The sequence below is a fragment of the Saccharopolyspora antiqui genome, assembly GCF_052246905.1.
In the GTDB taxonomy this organism is placed as follows: Bacteria; Actinomycetota; Actinomycetes; order Mycobacteriales; family Pseudonocardiaceae; genus Saccharopolyspora.
Genome location: NZ_JBQQBO010000016.1, coordinates 161,896 through 175,897 on the forward strand (window position 1 = coordinate 161,896; position 14,002 = coordinate 175,897).

15 protein-coding genes are annotated in these 14,002 nt (G+C 69.6%); 9 read left to right on the plus strand and 6 right to left on the minus strand.

Annotation, left to right across the window (positions count from 1 at the left end):
- Nucleotides 1-66: 66 nt before the first annotated feature.
- Both ACTWQN_RS24410 and ACTWQN_RS24415 read left to right on the plus strand, forming a co-directional pair.
- Complete coding sequence (locus ACTWQN_RS24410) at nt 67-1,479, plus strand: RtcB family protein (protein ID WP_443205880.1); 1,413 nt, start codon at nt 67-69, stop codon at nt 1,477-1,479.
- Entirely contained in the window at nt 1,476-1,901 is a 426-nt protein-coding gene (locus tag ACTWQN_RS24415; protein WP_443205881.1) for an archease, read from the plus strand. The genes ACTWQN_RS24410 and ACTWQN_RS24415 overlap by 4 nt, the downstream gene beginning before the upstream one ends.
- A gap of 183 nt (nt 1,902-2,084) precedes the next feature.
- Here the strand turns inward: ACTWQN_RS24415 and ACTWQN_RS24420 are convergent, their stop codons facing one another.
- Nucleotides 2,085-2,402, minus strand: a complete 318-nt coding sequence (locus ACTWQN_RS24420) for a hypothetical protein (protein ID WP_443205882.1) — start codon at nt 2,400-2,402, stop codon at nt 2,085-2,087.
- A 192-nt stretch (nt 2,403-2,594) separates the two neighbouring features.
- On the opposite strand from ACTWQN_RS24420, the gene ACTWQN_RS24425 reads away from it, so the two are divergent.
- Complete coding sequence (locus ACTWQN_RS24425) at nt 2,595-2,888, plus strand: hypothetical protein (RefSeq protein WP_443205883.1); 294 nt, start codon at nt 2,595-2,597, stop codon at nt 2,886-2,888.
- A gap of 117 nt (nt 2,889-3,005) precedes the next feature.
- Here the strand turns inward: ACTWQN_RS24425 and ACTWQN_RS24430 are convergent, their stop codons facing one another.
- From ACTWQN_RS24430 to ACTWQN_RS24440, 3 genes are all read right to left on the minus strand, one after another.
- The gene (locus ACTWQN_RS24430; RefSeq protein WP_443205884.1) at nt 3,006-3,818 is read right to left on the minus strand and encodes an MBL fold metallo-hydrolase; all 813 of its coding nucleotides are present in this window, start codon (nt 3,816-3,818) and stop codon (nt 3,006-3,008) included.
- A 296-nt stretch (nt 3,819-4,114) separates the two neighbouring features.
- Nucleotides 4,115-4,252 (minus strand): hypothetical protein, encoded by a 138-nt coding sequence (locus ACTWQN_RS24435; RefSeq protein WP_443205885.1) that lies wholly within the window; start codon nt 4,250-4,252, stop codon nt 4,115-4,117.
- 121 nt (nt 4,253-4,373) lie between these two features.
- The gene (locus ACTWQN_RS24440) at nt 4,374-5,114 is read right to left on the minus strand and encodes a TetR/AcrR family transcriptional regulator (RefSeq protein WP_443205886.1); all 741 of its coding nucleotides are present in this window, start codon (nt 5,112-5,114) and stop codon (nt 4,374-4,376) included.
- Nucleotides 5,115-5,195: 81 nt separating this feature from the next.
- On the opposite strand from ACTWQN_RS24440, the gene ACTWQN_RS24445 reads away from it, so the two are divergent.
- Complete coding sequence (locus ACTWQN_RS24445; RefSeq protein WP_443205887.1) at nt 5,196-6,758, plus strand: FAD-dependent monooxygenase; 1,563 nt, start codon at nt 5,196-5,198, stop codon at nt 6,756-6,758.
- A gap of 198 nt (nt 6,759-6,956) precedes the next feature.
- Here the strand turns inward: ACTWQN_RS24445 and ACTWQN_RS24450 are convergent, their stop codons facing one another.
- Together ACTWQN_RS24450 and ACTWQN_RS24455 are read right to left on the minus strand one after the other, a co-directional pair.
- On the minus strand, nt 6,957-8,897 hold the full coding sequence (locus ACTWQN_RS24450) for a YhgE/Pip domain-containing protein (protein ID WP_443205888.1): 1,941 nt from the start codon (nt 8,895-8,897) through the stop codon (nt 6,957-6,959).
- Between the two features lie 18 nt (nt 8,898-8,915).
- On the minus strand, nt 8,916-11,615 hold the full coding sequence (locus tag ACTWQN_RS24455) for an MMPL family transporter (RefSeq protein WP_443205889.1): 2,700 nt from the start codon (nt 11,613-11,615) through the stop codon (nt 8,916-8,918).
- Between the two features lie 200 nt (nt 11,616-11,815).
- Here ACTWQN_RS24455 and ACTWQN_RS24460 point away from each other — a divergent pair, with 200 nt between their 5' ends.
- From ACTWQN_RS24460 to ACTWQN_RS24480, 5 genes are all read left to right on the plus strand, one after another.
- The gene (locus ACTWQN_RS24460; RefSeq protein ID WP_443205890.1) at nt 11,816-12,508 is read left to right on the plus strand and encodes a TetR/AcrR family transcriptional regulator; all 693 of its coding nucleotides are present in this window, start codon (nt 11,816-11,818) and stop codon (nt 12,506-12,508) included.
- A 215-nt stretch (nt 12,509-12,723) separates the two neighbouring features.
- A complete protein-coding gene (locus tag ACTWQN_RS24465) occupies nt 12,724-12,936 on the plus strand; it encodes a DUF2277 domain-containing protein (RefSeq protein WP_443205891.1) in 213 nt (70 codons plus the stop codon).
- A gap of 10 nt (nt 12,937-12,946) precedes the next feature.
- Nucleotides 12,947-13,219 carry an acyl-CoA thioesterase gene (locus tag ACTWQN_RS24470; RefSeq protein WP_443205892.1) on the plus strand — a complete coding sequence of 91 codons (273 nt, stop codon included), beginning with the start codon at nt 12,947-12,949 and terminating at the stop codon, nt 13,217-13,219.
- A complete protein-coding gene (locus tag ACTWQN_RS24475) occupies nt 13,216-13,350 on the plus strand; it encodes an acyl-CoA thioesterase (protein WP_443205893.1) in 135 nt (44 codons plus the stop codon). Before ACTWQN_RS24470 ends, ACTWQN_RS24475 begins: the two co-directional genes overlap by 4 nt.
- 190 nt (nt 13,351-13,540) lie before the next feature.
- Nucleotides 13,541-13,966: a hypothetical protein gene (locus ACTWQN_RS24480; protein WP_443205894.1), complete on the plus strand. Its 426-nt coding sequence runs from the start codon at nt 13,541-13,543 to the stop codon at nt 13,964-13,966.
- Nucleotides 13,967-14,002 lie beyond the last annotated feature (36 nt).

Genomic DNA, 14,002 nt, shown 5'->3' on the forward strand with positions numbered 1-14,002 from the left:
ACCGCCAGGGTGTCGGGTCGGGCGCCGGTGGGTACTGCGAGGGCGCAACGTTCGCGGGAGGCCCGGGTGGAGCTCGTCGAGGAGACGCCGTACCGGTTCCGGATCGACAAGCACGGCTCGATGCGGGTGCCTGGTGTGGTGTTCGCGTCTCGGAAGCTGCTGCCGCCGAAGGGCGACGGCGCACTGGACCAGGTGGTCAACGTCGCCGCCCTGCCGGGCATCGTCGGCGCCTCCTACGCGATGCCGGACATGCACTGGGGCTACGGGTTCCCGATCGGTGGCGTCGCCGCCACCGACGTCCGCGCTGGCGGAGTGGTCTCGCCCGGTGGCGTCGGTTTCGACATCTCCTGCGGTGTTCGGCTGCTCGCCGCCGAACTGGACCGGTCGGATTTCCGCCACGCCGCCGAGCGGATCATGGACGGGCTCAGCCGGGCGACCCCACGCGGCGCGGGCCGGGGCGGGGTGTGGGAACTGTCCCGCGAGGGCCTGGACCGGGTGCTGGAAGAGGGCTCCCGGTACGCCGTCGCGCGTGGTCGCGGCGTGCCGCGCGACCTGGAGCGCTGCGAGGACGGCGGCGCGGTCGCCGATGCCGAGCCGGGTCGGGTCGGCGCTCGCGCGCGCGACCGCGGGCTCGGGCAGGTCGGCAGCCTCGGTTCCGGCAACCACTTCCTGGAGGTGCAGGCGGTCGCGGAGATCTACGACGAGGGTGTCGCCGGGGTCTTCGGACTGCGCCCCGATCAGCTGTGCGTGATGATCCACTGCGGTTCGCGCGGGCTGGGCCACCAGATCTGCACCGACCACGTGCGCGCGATGGACGACAGCATGGCCGACCACGGCCTCACCGTCCCCGATCGACAGCTGGCCTGCGCACCGGTCGAATCGCCCGAAGGCCGCGCCTATCTCGGCGCGATGGCGGCGGCGGCGAACTACGCCCGCGCGAATCGGCAGGTGCTCGGCATCGCGGCGAGCGAGGTGCTGCGGAAGGTGACCGGCTGCGGGCTCGACCTGGTCTACGACATCTCGCACAACCTCGCCAAGATCGAAACGCACGAGGTGCGGGGGCAGCCGCGAACGCTGTGCGTGCACCGCAAGGGCGCCACGCGCGCCTTGCCGCCCGGCCATCCGGACCTGCCACCGGGCCTGCGGGAAGCCGGGCAGCCGGTGCTCATCCCCGGTTCGATGGGCACGGCGTCGTACGTGCTCACCGGGGTGCCGGGCGGCGATGCGTTCTTCTCGACCTGCCACGGCGCCGGGCGCACCCAGAGTCGCCACCAGGCGGTGCGGTCGATCGATGCCCGGCAGCTGCGCCGCGACCTGGAACACGACGGCATTGTCGTGCGCGGCAGTTCAGCTCGCGGGCTGGCCGAGGAGGCGCCGACCGCTTACAAGGACGTCGACGCGGTCGTCTCCGTTGCCGAAGGGGCCGGGCTGTGCCGCCGGATCGCGAGGCTGGTGCCGTTGGGCGTGGTGAAGGGTTGAGCGGCGGATTCCGCTTCCAGCCGCACACCGCCGACATCCGGTTCGAGGCGTGGGGCGCCACGCGGGAGGAATGCGTGGCGCAGGCGGCACGAGCACTGGTGGCGGCCTTCGCCGAGGGCTGCGCCGCACAACCCGACCACACCAGCCCTGACTACACGAACACCGTCGAGTTCCACGGCACCGACGAACAACTCCTGCTCGCGGTCCTGGACGAGATCATCTACCTGCTGGACACCGAAGGCACGGTCCCCCTGCACATCAACGTCCGCCCCAGGCCAACAGGCCTAGCACTGGATCTCACCAGCGTCCCGGCGGCCGACGTGGAAATCACCGGCGCCGCACCCAAAGCCGTTGCCCTGCAAGGACTTCACATCACCAACAACGACCAGGGCTGGTACTGCGCCACAACGATCGACGTCTGATCCCACCCAATCAGTGGCGAAGCGCCGCAGCACAGCCGGTCTCATCCGAGTTCACCCGGGCGGGTACGAGTGAAGGGCACCTTTGACCGACTATGCCGGTCAAAGGTGCCCTTCACCCATCACTCGAACGAAAACGCAACCTGCGCGATGGCGCGGGACGAGTGCGACGGTGTTTGGAGTCGATCAGTAGAACCAGAGTTCTGGTACGCCCAAGTGGTGTTGTTGTGAAAGGAGGGTGCGCATCGTGGTTCGGTCGATGCCCAGGTGCAGGCAGTGCTGGGTGATCCGATCCGCGCCGCGCGGACCCGACCACCGCGGCCGCTTACCCGCTGTGGCACACTTCCCGCACAGCGTCACGCACAGCACGCCCAGCGGGGTGTGGCAGGTCAACGCCGCGAGATCGCTGCGGCCCTGGCAGCATTCGCACGCGAGCCGCACTTTGCAGTGCTCGGTGTCCAACAGGTCGATGTCGAGGTTCGGTGGTCGTCCGGTGGTGGTCATGGCACCACGCACCAATCTCCCCGTCCCGGGCGAAAACGCCGACGAGGCATCGTAGGGCCGGTCGCGGATGGCGCCGCGGCTCCAGCTTCGCACGCGGCTTCTCCCCGACAACGAGTTAGACAAGTCTGTCTTTATCACGATCGAAACGCTCATGTACAGCCCGCCGTGGGCCTAGACTCGCGGGAGGACCGAGTGCTGGCCGTATTCGACGTCTTCGACTACTGGTTCCACCGCACGGACTTCGAGGGCTGCTCGTTCATCGGCGTGCTGCTGGAGATGGGTCCCGAGCACCCGGCGGGCACCGCGTCGGTCCGCCACCTGGCCAACATCCGCGTGCTGGTCGAACGCTGGGCGGAAGAAGGCGGGCTGCGCAACCCCGCCGAGTTCGCGCACTCCTGGCACCTCCTGGCGAAGGGCTCGATCATCGCGGCCACCGAGGTGACCGGCGCGCTGCCCGCCGAGCCCGAACCATGGCTCACCACCTGATCAACCACCACCGACCGGGTTGAGACATTCGCTCGTGACTGAAGATTTCCGGTTCTCCCCGGAACAACCGCTCACGACGCCCAGCAGAGACATCCGACCACAGTGGACTTCCCTGGTTCAGGCCGGTGCGTCGCCCGAGGCGAAGCGGAGGTAGCGGGCGGCGGAGCGCTGCACGATGTCGTGCGCGCCGGTCGGGATCACCGCGTCCCACCAGGCACCGTAGAGCGCGTCGAAGCGATGGGGTTCGAGCAGCCGCGCGGCGCGGCGCACGACGCTGGGCCGTTCCGGGATCAGGTTCGGGTAGCTGTACATGAAGGCCACGTGGCTGCGATCCGGGATGACCTGCACGATATCGCCGGAGAACAACGCACCGGCGCCGCGGTCCCAGTGCAGCACGGTGCCGCCGTCGAAGTGCACTCCGAGGTTGATCAGCGTCAGGCCGGGCGCGAATTCGGTGCTCGTGCCGTCCCACAGCCGGATCGCTGGGTCCGGGCGGCCGATCCACTTCTGGTCGTTGGCGTGCAGGTGGACCGGCGCATCGAACGCGCGACTCCACTCGATCATCGTCGTGTAGTAGTGCGGATGGCTGATCGCGATGGCGATCAGGCCGCCGAGATCGTTGATGGCGCCGATGATCTCATCGTCCAAATAGGACAGGCAGTCCCAAAGCACGTTGCCCGCGTCGGTGCGCAGCAGCAGGGCGCGTTGGCCGATGGCGAACTTCGGCTGGCAACCGATCCCCAGCACGTCGCCCTGCTCCCGGATCAGCGCGGTGTGCTCGCCGGAGCGCACCGTCGCGAGGTCGGTCCACTGCTGTCCGCCCGGCGGCACGTACTGCCGCTCGTCCTCGCAGATCGGGCAGTCCGGTCGCGGGGCCGCGTACTGCATGCCGCAGGTGGCGCAAATCGGTAGAGCCGAGTCGCCTTCCATGGTCGTGACATCCTCTCGTTCCGGGCAGCGAGACGGGTTCCCACCGCCCGATTCTCACCGCCCCCGCCCCGGAATGCACCGTAGTGCGGCCAGGTGCGCCGACGTGGCGCATCGGGCCTGCATGAGTCGGGGCCCCGGAGACGAGACGGCGACAGCAACTCCGCCAGGGCCGCAGTTCGGTGCCGACGGTGCGCTGCCTCGCCATGCGACATCGCCGCGTTCTGGACGGGCACGGTCATTCCTCGCGTGCCACGAAGCGCCGCTGTGCCTCGCACGGCGATCGATGCTCCGGGCGGTCACTCCCGGTTGCCGTCGCAGTTCTCCGCATTCAGCTCAACGCACCACTCGGGGTCGGCCTCACCGGCGAGTTCCAGCGACAGCAGGGCCGCCGCGTCGGTGTCGTCGGGCCGGTTGGTCCTTTCCTCATCAGGCATGTCGCACATCATCGTCCCGGGGATCACCGCCCGCATCGTCGACCCGCGGCGCGGCGGACCGCCCCTGGACCGGGCTCGCGGCTCTCCTGCTGGCTGCGGCCGGTGTGACCGAGCGCGGTGTTCACCGGTCGGGGAGGCTGAGCTCCATCCTGGTCGCCACGCCGTCCAGCAGCACGGACAGGCCGTAGCGGAACCGGTCGTGTTCGGACCTGTCGCCGATGAGCCGGGGGAACACCTCCCGGGGGTCGTCGTCGCCGATCAGCACCTGGGTGTGCGGGAACTCCCCGGTGGCGAACTGGGCCTTGGCGAACCGCGCGGCCGCCTCGATCTCCTCGTCGTCCGCTGCGGTCACGCGCACCTCGGCCGAGCGCAGCACGTTTCCCTGCACGTAGTCGTCGACCAGGGCGAGCAGCGAGAACTTGCCAGCCGCGGTCAGCCCGGTGTCGGCGACGGCGGCGAGCGACTGTTCGAAGTGGCGCATGGCGTTGGGTCCCGTCGGCGCGTTCTGGAGGGAATACAGGGCCCAGGGGTGGCGCATCAGCACCTCCCAGGTGCGCACCGCGACCGCGGTCAGCGCGTCGTACCAGTGGGTCGGGAACTCGTCGGCGGGGATGAGCACCTCGCTCATGATCGCGTCGTCCATCAGCGCGATCAGTTCGTCCTTGGTGCGGACGTAGTAGTACAGCGTCATGGTGCCAGCGCCGAGTTCGGCCGCGATCCGGCGCATCGACACGGCGGCGAACCCCTCGGTGTCGGCGATCGTCAGCGCGGTCGACGCGATCTGATCGCGGGTGAACTTCGGTCGGCGGGTGCCGGGTTCCGGCCGGGTCCAGATCAGTGCTGAGTCCTCGACGCTTGCCATTCGTACACCGTACCGCTAGCGTTTTTAGTACGGAGTACCAAGAACTGGTACACGGTACGAACAGACTGGTGGATGAGTGTCATGGCAGATGTCGACGTGCTGATCGCCGGGGCTGGCCCGACCGGGCTCACGCTGGCCTGCGAACTCGCGGTGCGGGGCGTCCGATTCCGCATCGTCGACCGGACGGACCGGTTCTTCGGCGGATCGCGCGCCGACGGCATCCAGCCGAGGACCATGGAGGTCTTCGCCGATCTCGGGTTGATCGACCCGATCCTGGCCAGCGGCGATCTCGGCATGCTGATGCGCGCCTACCAGGGCGACCGGGTCGTCTGGGAGGGGCGGATGAGCGAGCCAACCGACGCGACCCCGTCCGTGCCGTACCCGAACCCCTGGTTCGTGCCCCAGTTCCGCACCGAGGAAATCCTCCGCGAGCGGCTGGCCGAACTCGGTGCGCAAGTGGAGCTGTCCACCGAGCTGACCGGTTTCACCCAGGACACCAACGGCGTGACCGCGACCCTGTTCGCAGGCGGTACGACCCAGACCGTGCGCGCGCGATATCTGGTCGGCGCGGACGGCGGGCGCGGAATGGTCCGCAAACGGCTGGGCATCGCCTTCCCCGGCCAGACCGACGAGACCACCACGATGCTGTTCGCGGACGCGCGGGTGGATGGGATCAGCCACGACCACGGACGGATCTGGCAGGCCGGGGACGGTGCGGTCTCGGTGATGCCGCTGGCCGGGACCGACCTGTTCGTCGTGGTGGCGCCGCCGCAGGACCAGGCGGACGAGTCGATCCGCGACTACCTGCAACGGCAGGTCACCGAGGCATCCGACCAGGACGACATCCTGGTGCGCGAGGTTACCTGGCACACCACCTGGCGGGCGAACACCCGGTTGGCCGAGCGCTTCCGCGAAGGCCGGGTCTTCCTCGCGGGCGACGCCGGGCACGTGCACCCACCAACCGGCGGGCAGGGCATGAACACCGGCATCCAGGACGGCTACAACCTCGGTTGGAAACTCGCCGCCGCACTCGCCGGTGCCCCGGCCGGTCTGCTGGACAGTTACGAACCCGAGCGGATGGCGGCCGCGCGCACCGCGCTGGACATCAGCACAGCCCTGTTGGACAAGCACAAGCGGGGCGACGACGACGCGCACGTCCGCGGCCCCGAGGTGCACGGACTGACGCTGAACTACCGCGGCGGTCCGCTCTCCCGCGACGAGCGCACCGATCCCGGCACGATCAGGGCCGGTGACCGCGCCCCGGACGCGCCCGCGACCACGGCCGACGGCCGACCGGTCCGCCTGTTCGACCTGTTCCACGGTCCACATTGGACTCTCCTGGTCTTCGGCGCGGCGCACGCGAGCACGATCGCGGCGCTTCGCGACCGGTTCGGTCCCGGCCTGCACGCCCACGCCGTGGTCCGACCGGGTGAGCCAGCCGACCAGCACGCCGTGGTCGACAGCGACGGGCACGTGCGCGCCGGGTACGACGCGACCGACGGCACCCTGATGCTGGTCCGCCCGGACGGCTACCTCGGACTGGTGGCCGGTCCCGGCAGCGCCGAGCAGGTGGCCGAGTACTGGACCACGCTGCACGGCGTCCCAACCCCAACGCCCGCTACCACGACCGGAACAGCACGCTGACCTCGGCATGCCCAGCTGGTAACCCGACTCCGGAGTGCTGGGCCTCCTGATGGGGCGTCGCCATCCTGACGCGGCCTGGGTGCGGTTCGGATCGCGTTCGGAGCTCGCGTGGATCGACGTGTGGTGCTGGGCTCGTCAGTGCTTGTGCTGCTATGAACCGGAATCTTCACTCACGAGCCCGTACTTGCCGAGCACTGCTCACACCGGGCTGCGCCGGAATCCGTAGGCCGGGCGGAACTGGATGGGGCGCACCGTGCGGCGGCGCTCGATGGCCAGGTGGGTCACCACCAGGCCGCTGAGCGCCCAGACGACCAGCAGGGCGATCGCCCCGCCATCCGGGTTGATCCCGTCGGTGATCGCCCGCAGCGCGTCCTGCGCGGGGCCGACCGGCAGTGCGGCCGACAACGACCCCAGCACGGCGGGCACCGCGGCGATGAAGCCGTTGGCCAGCACGACCAGCCCGACCACCATCGCCGCGAACCGCCCGATGCCGCCGAAAGCGGCCGCCAACGCTTGGTTGACCGCGGTGAACGCCACCGCCGTCAACGCCAGCAACCCGGCGCAACCGAACCACTGCCCCACCGACAGGCTCCCGGTGATGCCGACGACCACGGTCACCAGCAGCCCCTGCGCCACTGCCAGCGCGGCGGGCAGCCGGAACCGTCCCAGCGCGAGCCGCAACGACGACCGGGTCGATTCCAGCGCCCGTTCCGGCACCGGGCGCAGCACCAGGAATGTGATCACCGAGCCGACCCACAGCGCGAACACCGCGTACTGGGAAAGGCCGGACGAGCCGAACCCGAGGACGGTGCCCCCGGCGGTCGTGATCGGGCTCGCCACCGCCTTCGCCAGCTTTTCCCGGTCGCCGTCCGGGTATTTGGGAAGCTGGTCCACCGCCTGGCCCAGGCCGTTGGAGAGTTGCCCGGAGCCGTCGCCGAGCTGGCGGGCACCGTCGGCGAGTCCATGCGTGCCATCGGCGAGCTGCCGGGCGCCATCGGCGAGTTGATCGGCGCCTGCCGTGGTTTGCGACAGCCCGTCCGCGAGCCGCGTGGCGCCGCCACTCAACTGTTCGGCGCCACCGGCGAGCTGGTCGATGCCGCCGACGAGCGCTGGCAGCCCGCCCCCGGATTGCGGGGTGCGTCCGGCCAATGCGCTCAGGCCACCGGAAACGCCGACGCTGGCCTGCTGCAACTGCCCGCCGCCGTCGGCGAGCGCGTTGGCGGTCGCGGCTTGGACGGCGAGCTGGTTGCACATCGGCAGCACACCGGGCGGGCACTGCTTGGACAGCTCGGCGAGGCTCTGCGACATGCCTTGCAGCCCGGTGTTGAGCTGCTGCACGCCCTGCGCCTGCTGCGCGGAGACATCGGCCAACGTGCCGACCTGGTCGGGTAATTGGGCGGTCTGCTGCTGGATCTGCTTGAGCCCCCCGGCCAATGTGCCCAGGCCTCCAGCCAACTGCCCCGCGCCGTCGTCGAGCGCGCCGAGCCCGTCGGAGAGCGCCCGCGATCCCTTCGCCAGTTCGTCGGCGCCGCCGGAGAGCTGATCGGTTCCGCCCGCGAGCTGCTCGGCGCCGTCGGCCAGCGACGTCGCGCCCTTCGAGGCATCCCCGAGCTTGTCCCCCAGCGTGTTGAACCCGACGAAGACGTTGTCCAGGTACGTCGTGGTCAACTGCTGGCCGAGCAGGTTCGCGGCCGTGGACGTCACCACGCGGCTGATCGCCTCGTCCGCGAGGCGGCTGCGGTCGCCGGTGCTCACGTCGATCGTGGCCTGCTTGGCCTGCGCCGGATCACCGGAGAACGACGTGGCTGCCGCCGAGAAGTTCTTCGGGATGGTCACCACCGCGGCGTAGGTGCCGTCCGCCAAGCCCTCGCGCGCGGTCTCGGCGGTGGCGAACTCCCAGGTGTAGTTGCTCTCGATCGCACCGCCGACCAGTTTCGCGGACAGCTGCCGCCCCAGCGGGGTGAGCTGGCCGTTGACCTGCACCGGTTCGTCGTTGTTCACGACCGCGGCCTTGACGTCCTTCAACCGGTCCTCGGGTTTGCCCAGCGACCAGGCCAGCAGGCCCGCGATGGCCAGCGGTACCAGCAGCAGACCTAACAGGGACAGCACGCGGGCGCGGCTCTTCGGCGACGGGCTCACAGTGATTACCTCTGCTTTCTAGCGGATCGCGCCGGAGAGTTCGGGCAGGTCGGCCGCGTCATCGCGCAGATCGGTGACCGAGTCGGCCGTGGGCAGGATGTCGCGCACCTCGGCCAGGCCGGTGGTACCGGCGAGCACGGTGGGCCGGGACCTGGTTAGCGACTCGCGGATCTCCCGGCGCTCGGCGGGATCGTGGACCCGGTCGGTGCGGTCGAGCACCAGCACGGCGGGGTGCTCCGCGAGTGCCTGCCGCACCGATTTCACGCCGCCTTCGCCGACGTCGACGTAAGCGACGCGGGAGCGCACCGACGAGCCGCGCGCGGGCAGCACGTAGGCGAGCACCTTCAGCTTGCCCGCGTCCGGTTTCAACCGGCCCGACAAGGTCAGCAGCAACGCGCTGATCGCCGACTCGTGCGGACCGCGCACCACGTGCACTCCTCGGCGCGGCATCAGGAATCCGACGTCTTGGTAGATGGGTTCGCCGGTGGCCGGGTCCGCCAGCCGCAGCCCCTCGCAGGCGATCGCCTCGTCGGAACCCGGGCGCGGCCAGTCGGCCAGTTCCAGTTCCGCCCGCAGGTGTTCGCCTTCCACGTCGAACGACGGCAGTGCGCGGTCCAGCTTGCGCGGGATCCACCAAGCCCGGTCCCCCAGCAACGCCAGCACCGCCGGGACCAGCGTCATGCGCACGATGAAGGCGTCGACGAACACGCCGACGGCGAGTCCGAGGGCGATCGGCTTCAGGTTCGCGTCGCCTTCCGGCACGAACGCGATGAACACCGCGAACATGATCACCGCGGCGGCGGTGACGACCTTGGCGGAGGAGACGAATCCGGTGGTGATCGCGGCGCGGGCGTCGCGGGTGCGCACGAACTCCTCGCGTATCCGCGAGACCAGGAAGACCTCGTAGTCCATGGCCAGCCCGAACAGCACGCCCATCAGCACGATCGGCATGAAGCTGATCACCGGGCCGGTGCGGGTGACGCCGAACCAGTCGGCCAGCCAGCCGTGCTGGAACACCAGCGTGACGATGCCCAGCGAGGCACCGATGCTGAGCAGGTAGCCGAGCGTCGCCTTGATCGGCACCGCGACGGAGCGGAACACCATCATCAGCAGGATCAGCGACAGCCCGACCACGACCACGGCGAACGGCAGCAGCGCGGCGCCCAGCTTGTCCGAGACATCGATGCCGACAGCGGTGAAGCCGGTCACCGAGATGTCCACGCCGTAGGTCCGCAGGAAATGCCCGTGCAGCGCACGGATCTCGTCGACGAGCTGCTTGGTCTGCTCGGAGTCCGGTGCGCCTTCCGGGATGACCTGCACGATGCCGGTGTCGGCGGTCGGGTTCGGGGTGGCCAGCGGCACGTCGGCCACGCCGGGCAGCTGCTCGATCTCGCTCTTGAGATCGTTCATCAGCCCCAGCGGGTCGGTGCTGGTGACGATGTTGCCGGTGATGATCAGCGGGCCGTTGAAGCCCTTCGGGAAATGCTCGGAGATCAGGTCGTAGGTGAGGCGGGCGGGCTTTTCCGGCGGCAGCGCGCCGGAATCGGGCAGCGCGAGGCGCAGTCCGGCGGCGGGTGCGGCGGCGACGCCCAGGGCGGCGATCACGACCAGCACGGTCACCAGCGGGAAGCGGGTCAGCACCCGCACCCAGCCGCTGAAGAAGCGCGCACCGATCGGCTGCTTGGCGCGCTTCCTCGGCTGCCGCGGCCGGATCCGGTCGCGGGCGAAGCCCAGCAGCGCGGGCATCAGCGTCACCGACACCAGCACGGCGATGCCGACGCCGATCGCGCCCGCCACGCCCATGGTGGTCAGGAACGGGATACCGGCCACGCTGAGTCCGGCCAGTGCGATCATCACGGTGAGCCCGGCGAAGATGACCGCCGATCCGGCGGTGGCCGTGGCCCGCGCGGCGGCTTCCCACGGGGACATCTCGTGGGCGAGTTCCTGCTGGTAGCGGGCGACGATGAACAGCGCGTAGTCGATGCCCACCGCCAGGCCCAGCATCAGCCCCAGCAGCGGCGTGGTGGCCGTGATCGGCGCGAGCACCGTGGCGAGGAAGACCAGCGCGGTGGAGATGCCCACCCCGATCAGCGCGTTGATCAGCGGCATCCCGGCTGCCAGGAACGACCCGAGCGTGATCATCAGCACCACGATCGCGATCACCAGACCCAGCGCCTCGATGAGGCTCAGGCCGGGGATCTCCTGGGCGAACAGCGGCCCGCCGTAGGACGCCTGCGCTCCGTCGGGCAGGCGGTCCTGGAGTTCGCGGGAGATCTCGCCGATGCGCTCCTTGGTGGGCTGGCCGATCTCGGTGGCCTCACCTTCGAGCTGCGCCGCGATGATGCCGGCTTGGCCGTCTTCGCTGATCGCGCCGCCGAGGTTCGCCTCGTACGGCGAGATGACCGAGACGACCTCGGACATGCCATTTAGCTCGTCGACGGCGCGGTCGACGGCGGTGCGCACCGCCGGGTCGCGCACACCCGTCGGGACGACCGCGATGATCTGCGCGGAAGCGCCACTGGTCTGCGGGAACGTGACCGCCAGCCGGTCCAGCGCCGCCTGCGCCTCGGTGCCCGGAATGCTGACGCTGTTGTCCAGCCCCTTGTTCAACAGGCCCGCCGCGCCACCGGCGACGGCGAGCACGAGCAGCCAGATCGCCAGGACGGTCTTGCGGGCGGCGAACGCGCGGCGACCAACGGAATACAGGAACGAGGACATGCGGACTCCCTGTCACCGGACGCACCGGACCGGTTCATGCCACTGCGGCTCATGCCACTGGGGTTCGAGCCCCTGGGACGGGGGAACGGATACAACCCTGTATCCGATACAAGAGCGTATCCGATAGCATGGTGCTGTCCTGCCCGGGTGCACTTCCGCAGCCGAAACCGCTGGTCTCCGCCCACAAGGAGGAAGTTCGCGTGAACACGAACAGGGCCACCGGCGCACCGGAAGGTGGTGTGCGGGAGACCGCCCGCCGGGCCAAGACGCGAGAGCGGCTGCTGGACGCCGCGTTCCGGCAGTTCTGCGAGCACGGCATCAACGGCACCTCCATCGAGGCCATCACCGACGACGCCGGGTTCACCCGCGGCGCGTTCTACTCCAATTTCGGCAGCAAGGAGGAGTTGTTCTTCGCCCTCGCCGAACGGGAGAACCGGCTGCGGCTGGAGAGCGTGCGCGAGCGGTTCGACGACATGGTCGCCATGCTCGGGCGCACCGGCCGGAAACCCGATCCGGAGCTGATCGAAGAGGTGCTCGCCGACATCCTGGCCGCCCAGCCGGAAAACCGGCCGTGGTGCCTGCTCAACAGCGAGTTCCGGCTGCTGGCGATGCGCGATCCGCAGGTGGCGCCGCTGTTCCTGGAGAGTTCGCACGCCTTCCAGCGCGAGCTGGCCTCGATGGTGCACGCCGCGCTCGACTCGGCGGGCCTGCGCATCCTCATCGACCCGCTGCACCTGACCCGCCTGCTGGTCGACCAGTTCGAGTCCGCGATGCAGGACGCGATCCTCTCCGGCGTCGAGGACACCGAGCGCGCCGCCCGCGACACGGTCATGCGCACCCTGCCACCACTGGTGCACAGCCTCACCGAAATCCGTTCCACCGACCAGAGATGAACGACATAAGTCCAATGTGGATGCTCGACGCGGAACGGCGTTCGCCGGTCCCGATCTGACGCGGCCGCCCCCTTTCCGCTCAACCACCGGTCCCGGCCCGCCGATGCCGCCCGGGGACAACGCGACGCCGATCTGCGAGGATGGCCGGGACAGCACCTCAACCACCCCGGCGCGCAGCTCTGGCAAGCGCTGGGAGATCCCCCCGGGAAACGTTCATGTGCCGCAGCATCAAGACGCTCCGCCCGCCGTATGCCGAGCAGGTCACCGATGGCGACATCCGGGCGGCGGCCCTGCAATACGTCCGCAAGATCTCCGGGTTCCGCAAGCCCGCCGCGCACAACGCGGCCGCGTTCGAGCAGGCCGTGGACGACATCGAGAAGGCGACCGCGGCATTGCTGGCCTCGCTCGAAGTTCGCGGTGCTCGGTAGCCTGACCGGTATGAATACCGCATTCACCCACCGGCTCCGGGTGCGCTACAGCGAGTGCGACCAGCAGGGCGTGGTGTTCAACGGGCACTACCTGTTCTTCTACGACGTGGCGATCACCGAGTTGTTCCGCCACCGGATCGGCCCCTGGCAGCGGCTGTTGGACCGCGGCGTCGACCTGGTGGTGGCCGAAACCCGGCTGCGCTACCGGGAACCGGCTCGCTTCGACGACGAAGTCGACATGACATCGCGCTGCCGATCTCGCACCTCGGCACCACGAGCATGATCATCACCCCGGAGTTCCGCAGCGACGGGCGGCTGCTGGCCGACGGCGAGATGCGGCACGTGTTCGTCGATCCGGCTTCCAAGCAGAAGACGCCGATGCCCGACGACATCCGCGCGGCCCTCGCGTCGTAATCCCACGGGGATCAGCGGGACCCGCGCGTCAAGAGTCTCAACGGCGGCTCCGCTGGGCACACGGGGAACACCGGACACCCGCCGGTCCGTCCCCGGACGTACGCTTTAGGCGCCTGTTCGCCTCGGCGAACCCAAGGCTGGCAAAGGTTTTCTCATCGAGCGGTCGATGATCTCCTTGGGGGGCTGAACAATGCGGATCTTTGCAGGCGCCCAGCGGGAGCGCGCGCGGTGGCGGGGAATGGGCGTGGTGATCGGTGTTCTCGCGTTGCTGATCGCGGTCTGCGCCGGTTCCGCGCTCGCCTCGACGGCCCCGGTGCGACCGGTGCCAGGCGGCACCGCGACGATCCCGGTGGCGGTCCGGATGACCGAGTTCCGGCTCGAAATGCCGACGCACCTCGCGCCTGGCCCCTATGCGTTCAACGCGGTGAACGCCGGTTCGGTGGTGCACGCGCTGGCGATCGAGGGCCCAGGTGTCGCGAACCAGAGCACCGCGGTGGTCCAGTCCGGTCAGTCCGCCGTGCTCACGGTGACGCTGGCGCCCGGTAGCTACCGCTTCTACTGCCCGGTGGGCAGGCACGCGGAGGAGGGCATGGAGCTCACCGTGCTCGTCGGCTGAATCGGCTGGTATGAAAGCGGATCACCGCGACGCCGG

What these genes read in the sequence shown, in the direction of transcription:
- ACTWQN_RS24420 (WP_443205882.1), bottom strand. Translation starts at nt 2,402, where the DNA reads ATGACCACCACCGGACGACCACCGAACCTCGACATCGACCTGTTGGAC.
- ACTWQN_RS24430 (WP_443205884.1), bottom strand. Translation starts at nt 3,818, where the DNA reads ATGGAAGGCGACTCGGCTCTACCGATTTGCGCCACCTGCGGCATGCAG.
- ACTWQN_RS24435 (WP_443205885.1), bottom strand. Translation starts at nt 4,252, where the DNA reads ATGCCTGATGAGGAAAGGACCAACCGGCCCGACGACACCGACGCGGCG.
- ACTWQN_RS24440 (WP_443205886.1), bottom strand. Translation starts at nt 5,114, where the DNA reads ATGGCAAGCGTCGAGGACTCAGCACTGATCTGGACCCGGCCGGAACCC.
- ACTWQN_RS24445 (WP_443205887.1), top strand. Translation starts at nt 5,196, where the DNA reads ATGGCAGATGTCGACGTGCTGATCGCCGGGGCTGGCCCGACCGGGCTC.
- ACTWQN_RS24455 (WP_443205889.1), bottom strand. Translation starts at nt 11,615, where the DNA reads ATGTCCTCGTTCCTGTATTCCGTTGGTCGCCGCGCGTTCGCCGCCCGC.
- ACTWQN_RS24465 (WP_443205891.1), top strand. Translation starts at nt 12,724, where the DNA reads ATGTGCCGCAGCATCAAGACGCTCCGCCCGCCGTATGCCGAGCAGGTC.
- ACTWQN_RS24470 (WP_443205892.1), top strand. Translation starts at nt 12,947, where the DNA reads ATGAATACCGCATTCACCCACCGGCTCCGGGTGCGCTACAGCGAGTGC.
- ACTWQN_RS24475 (WP_443205893.1), top strand. Translation starts at nt 13,216, where the DNA reads ATGATCATCACCCCGGAGTTCCGCAGCGACGGGCGGCTGCTGGCCGAC.
- ACTWQN_RS24480 (WP_443205894.1), top strand. Translation starts at nt 13,541, where the DNA reads ATGCGGATCTTTGCAGGCGCCCAGCGGGAGCGCGCGCGGTGGCGGGGA.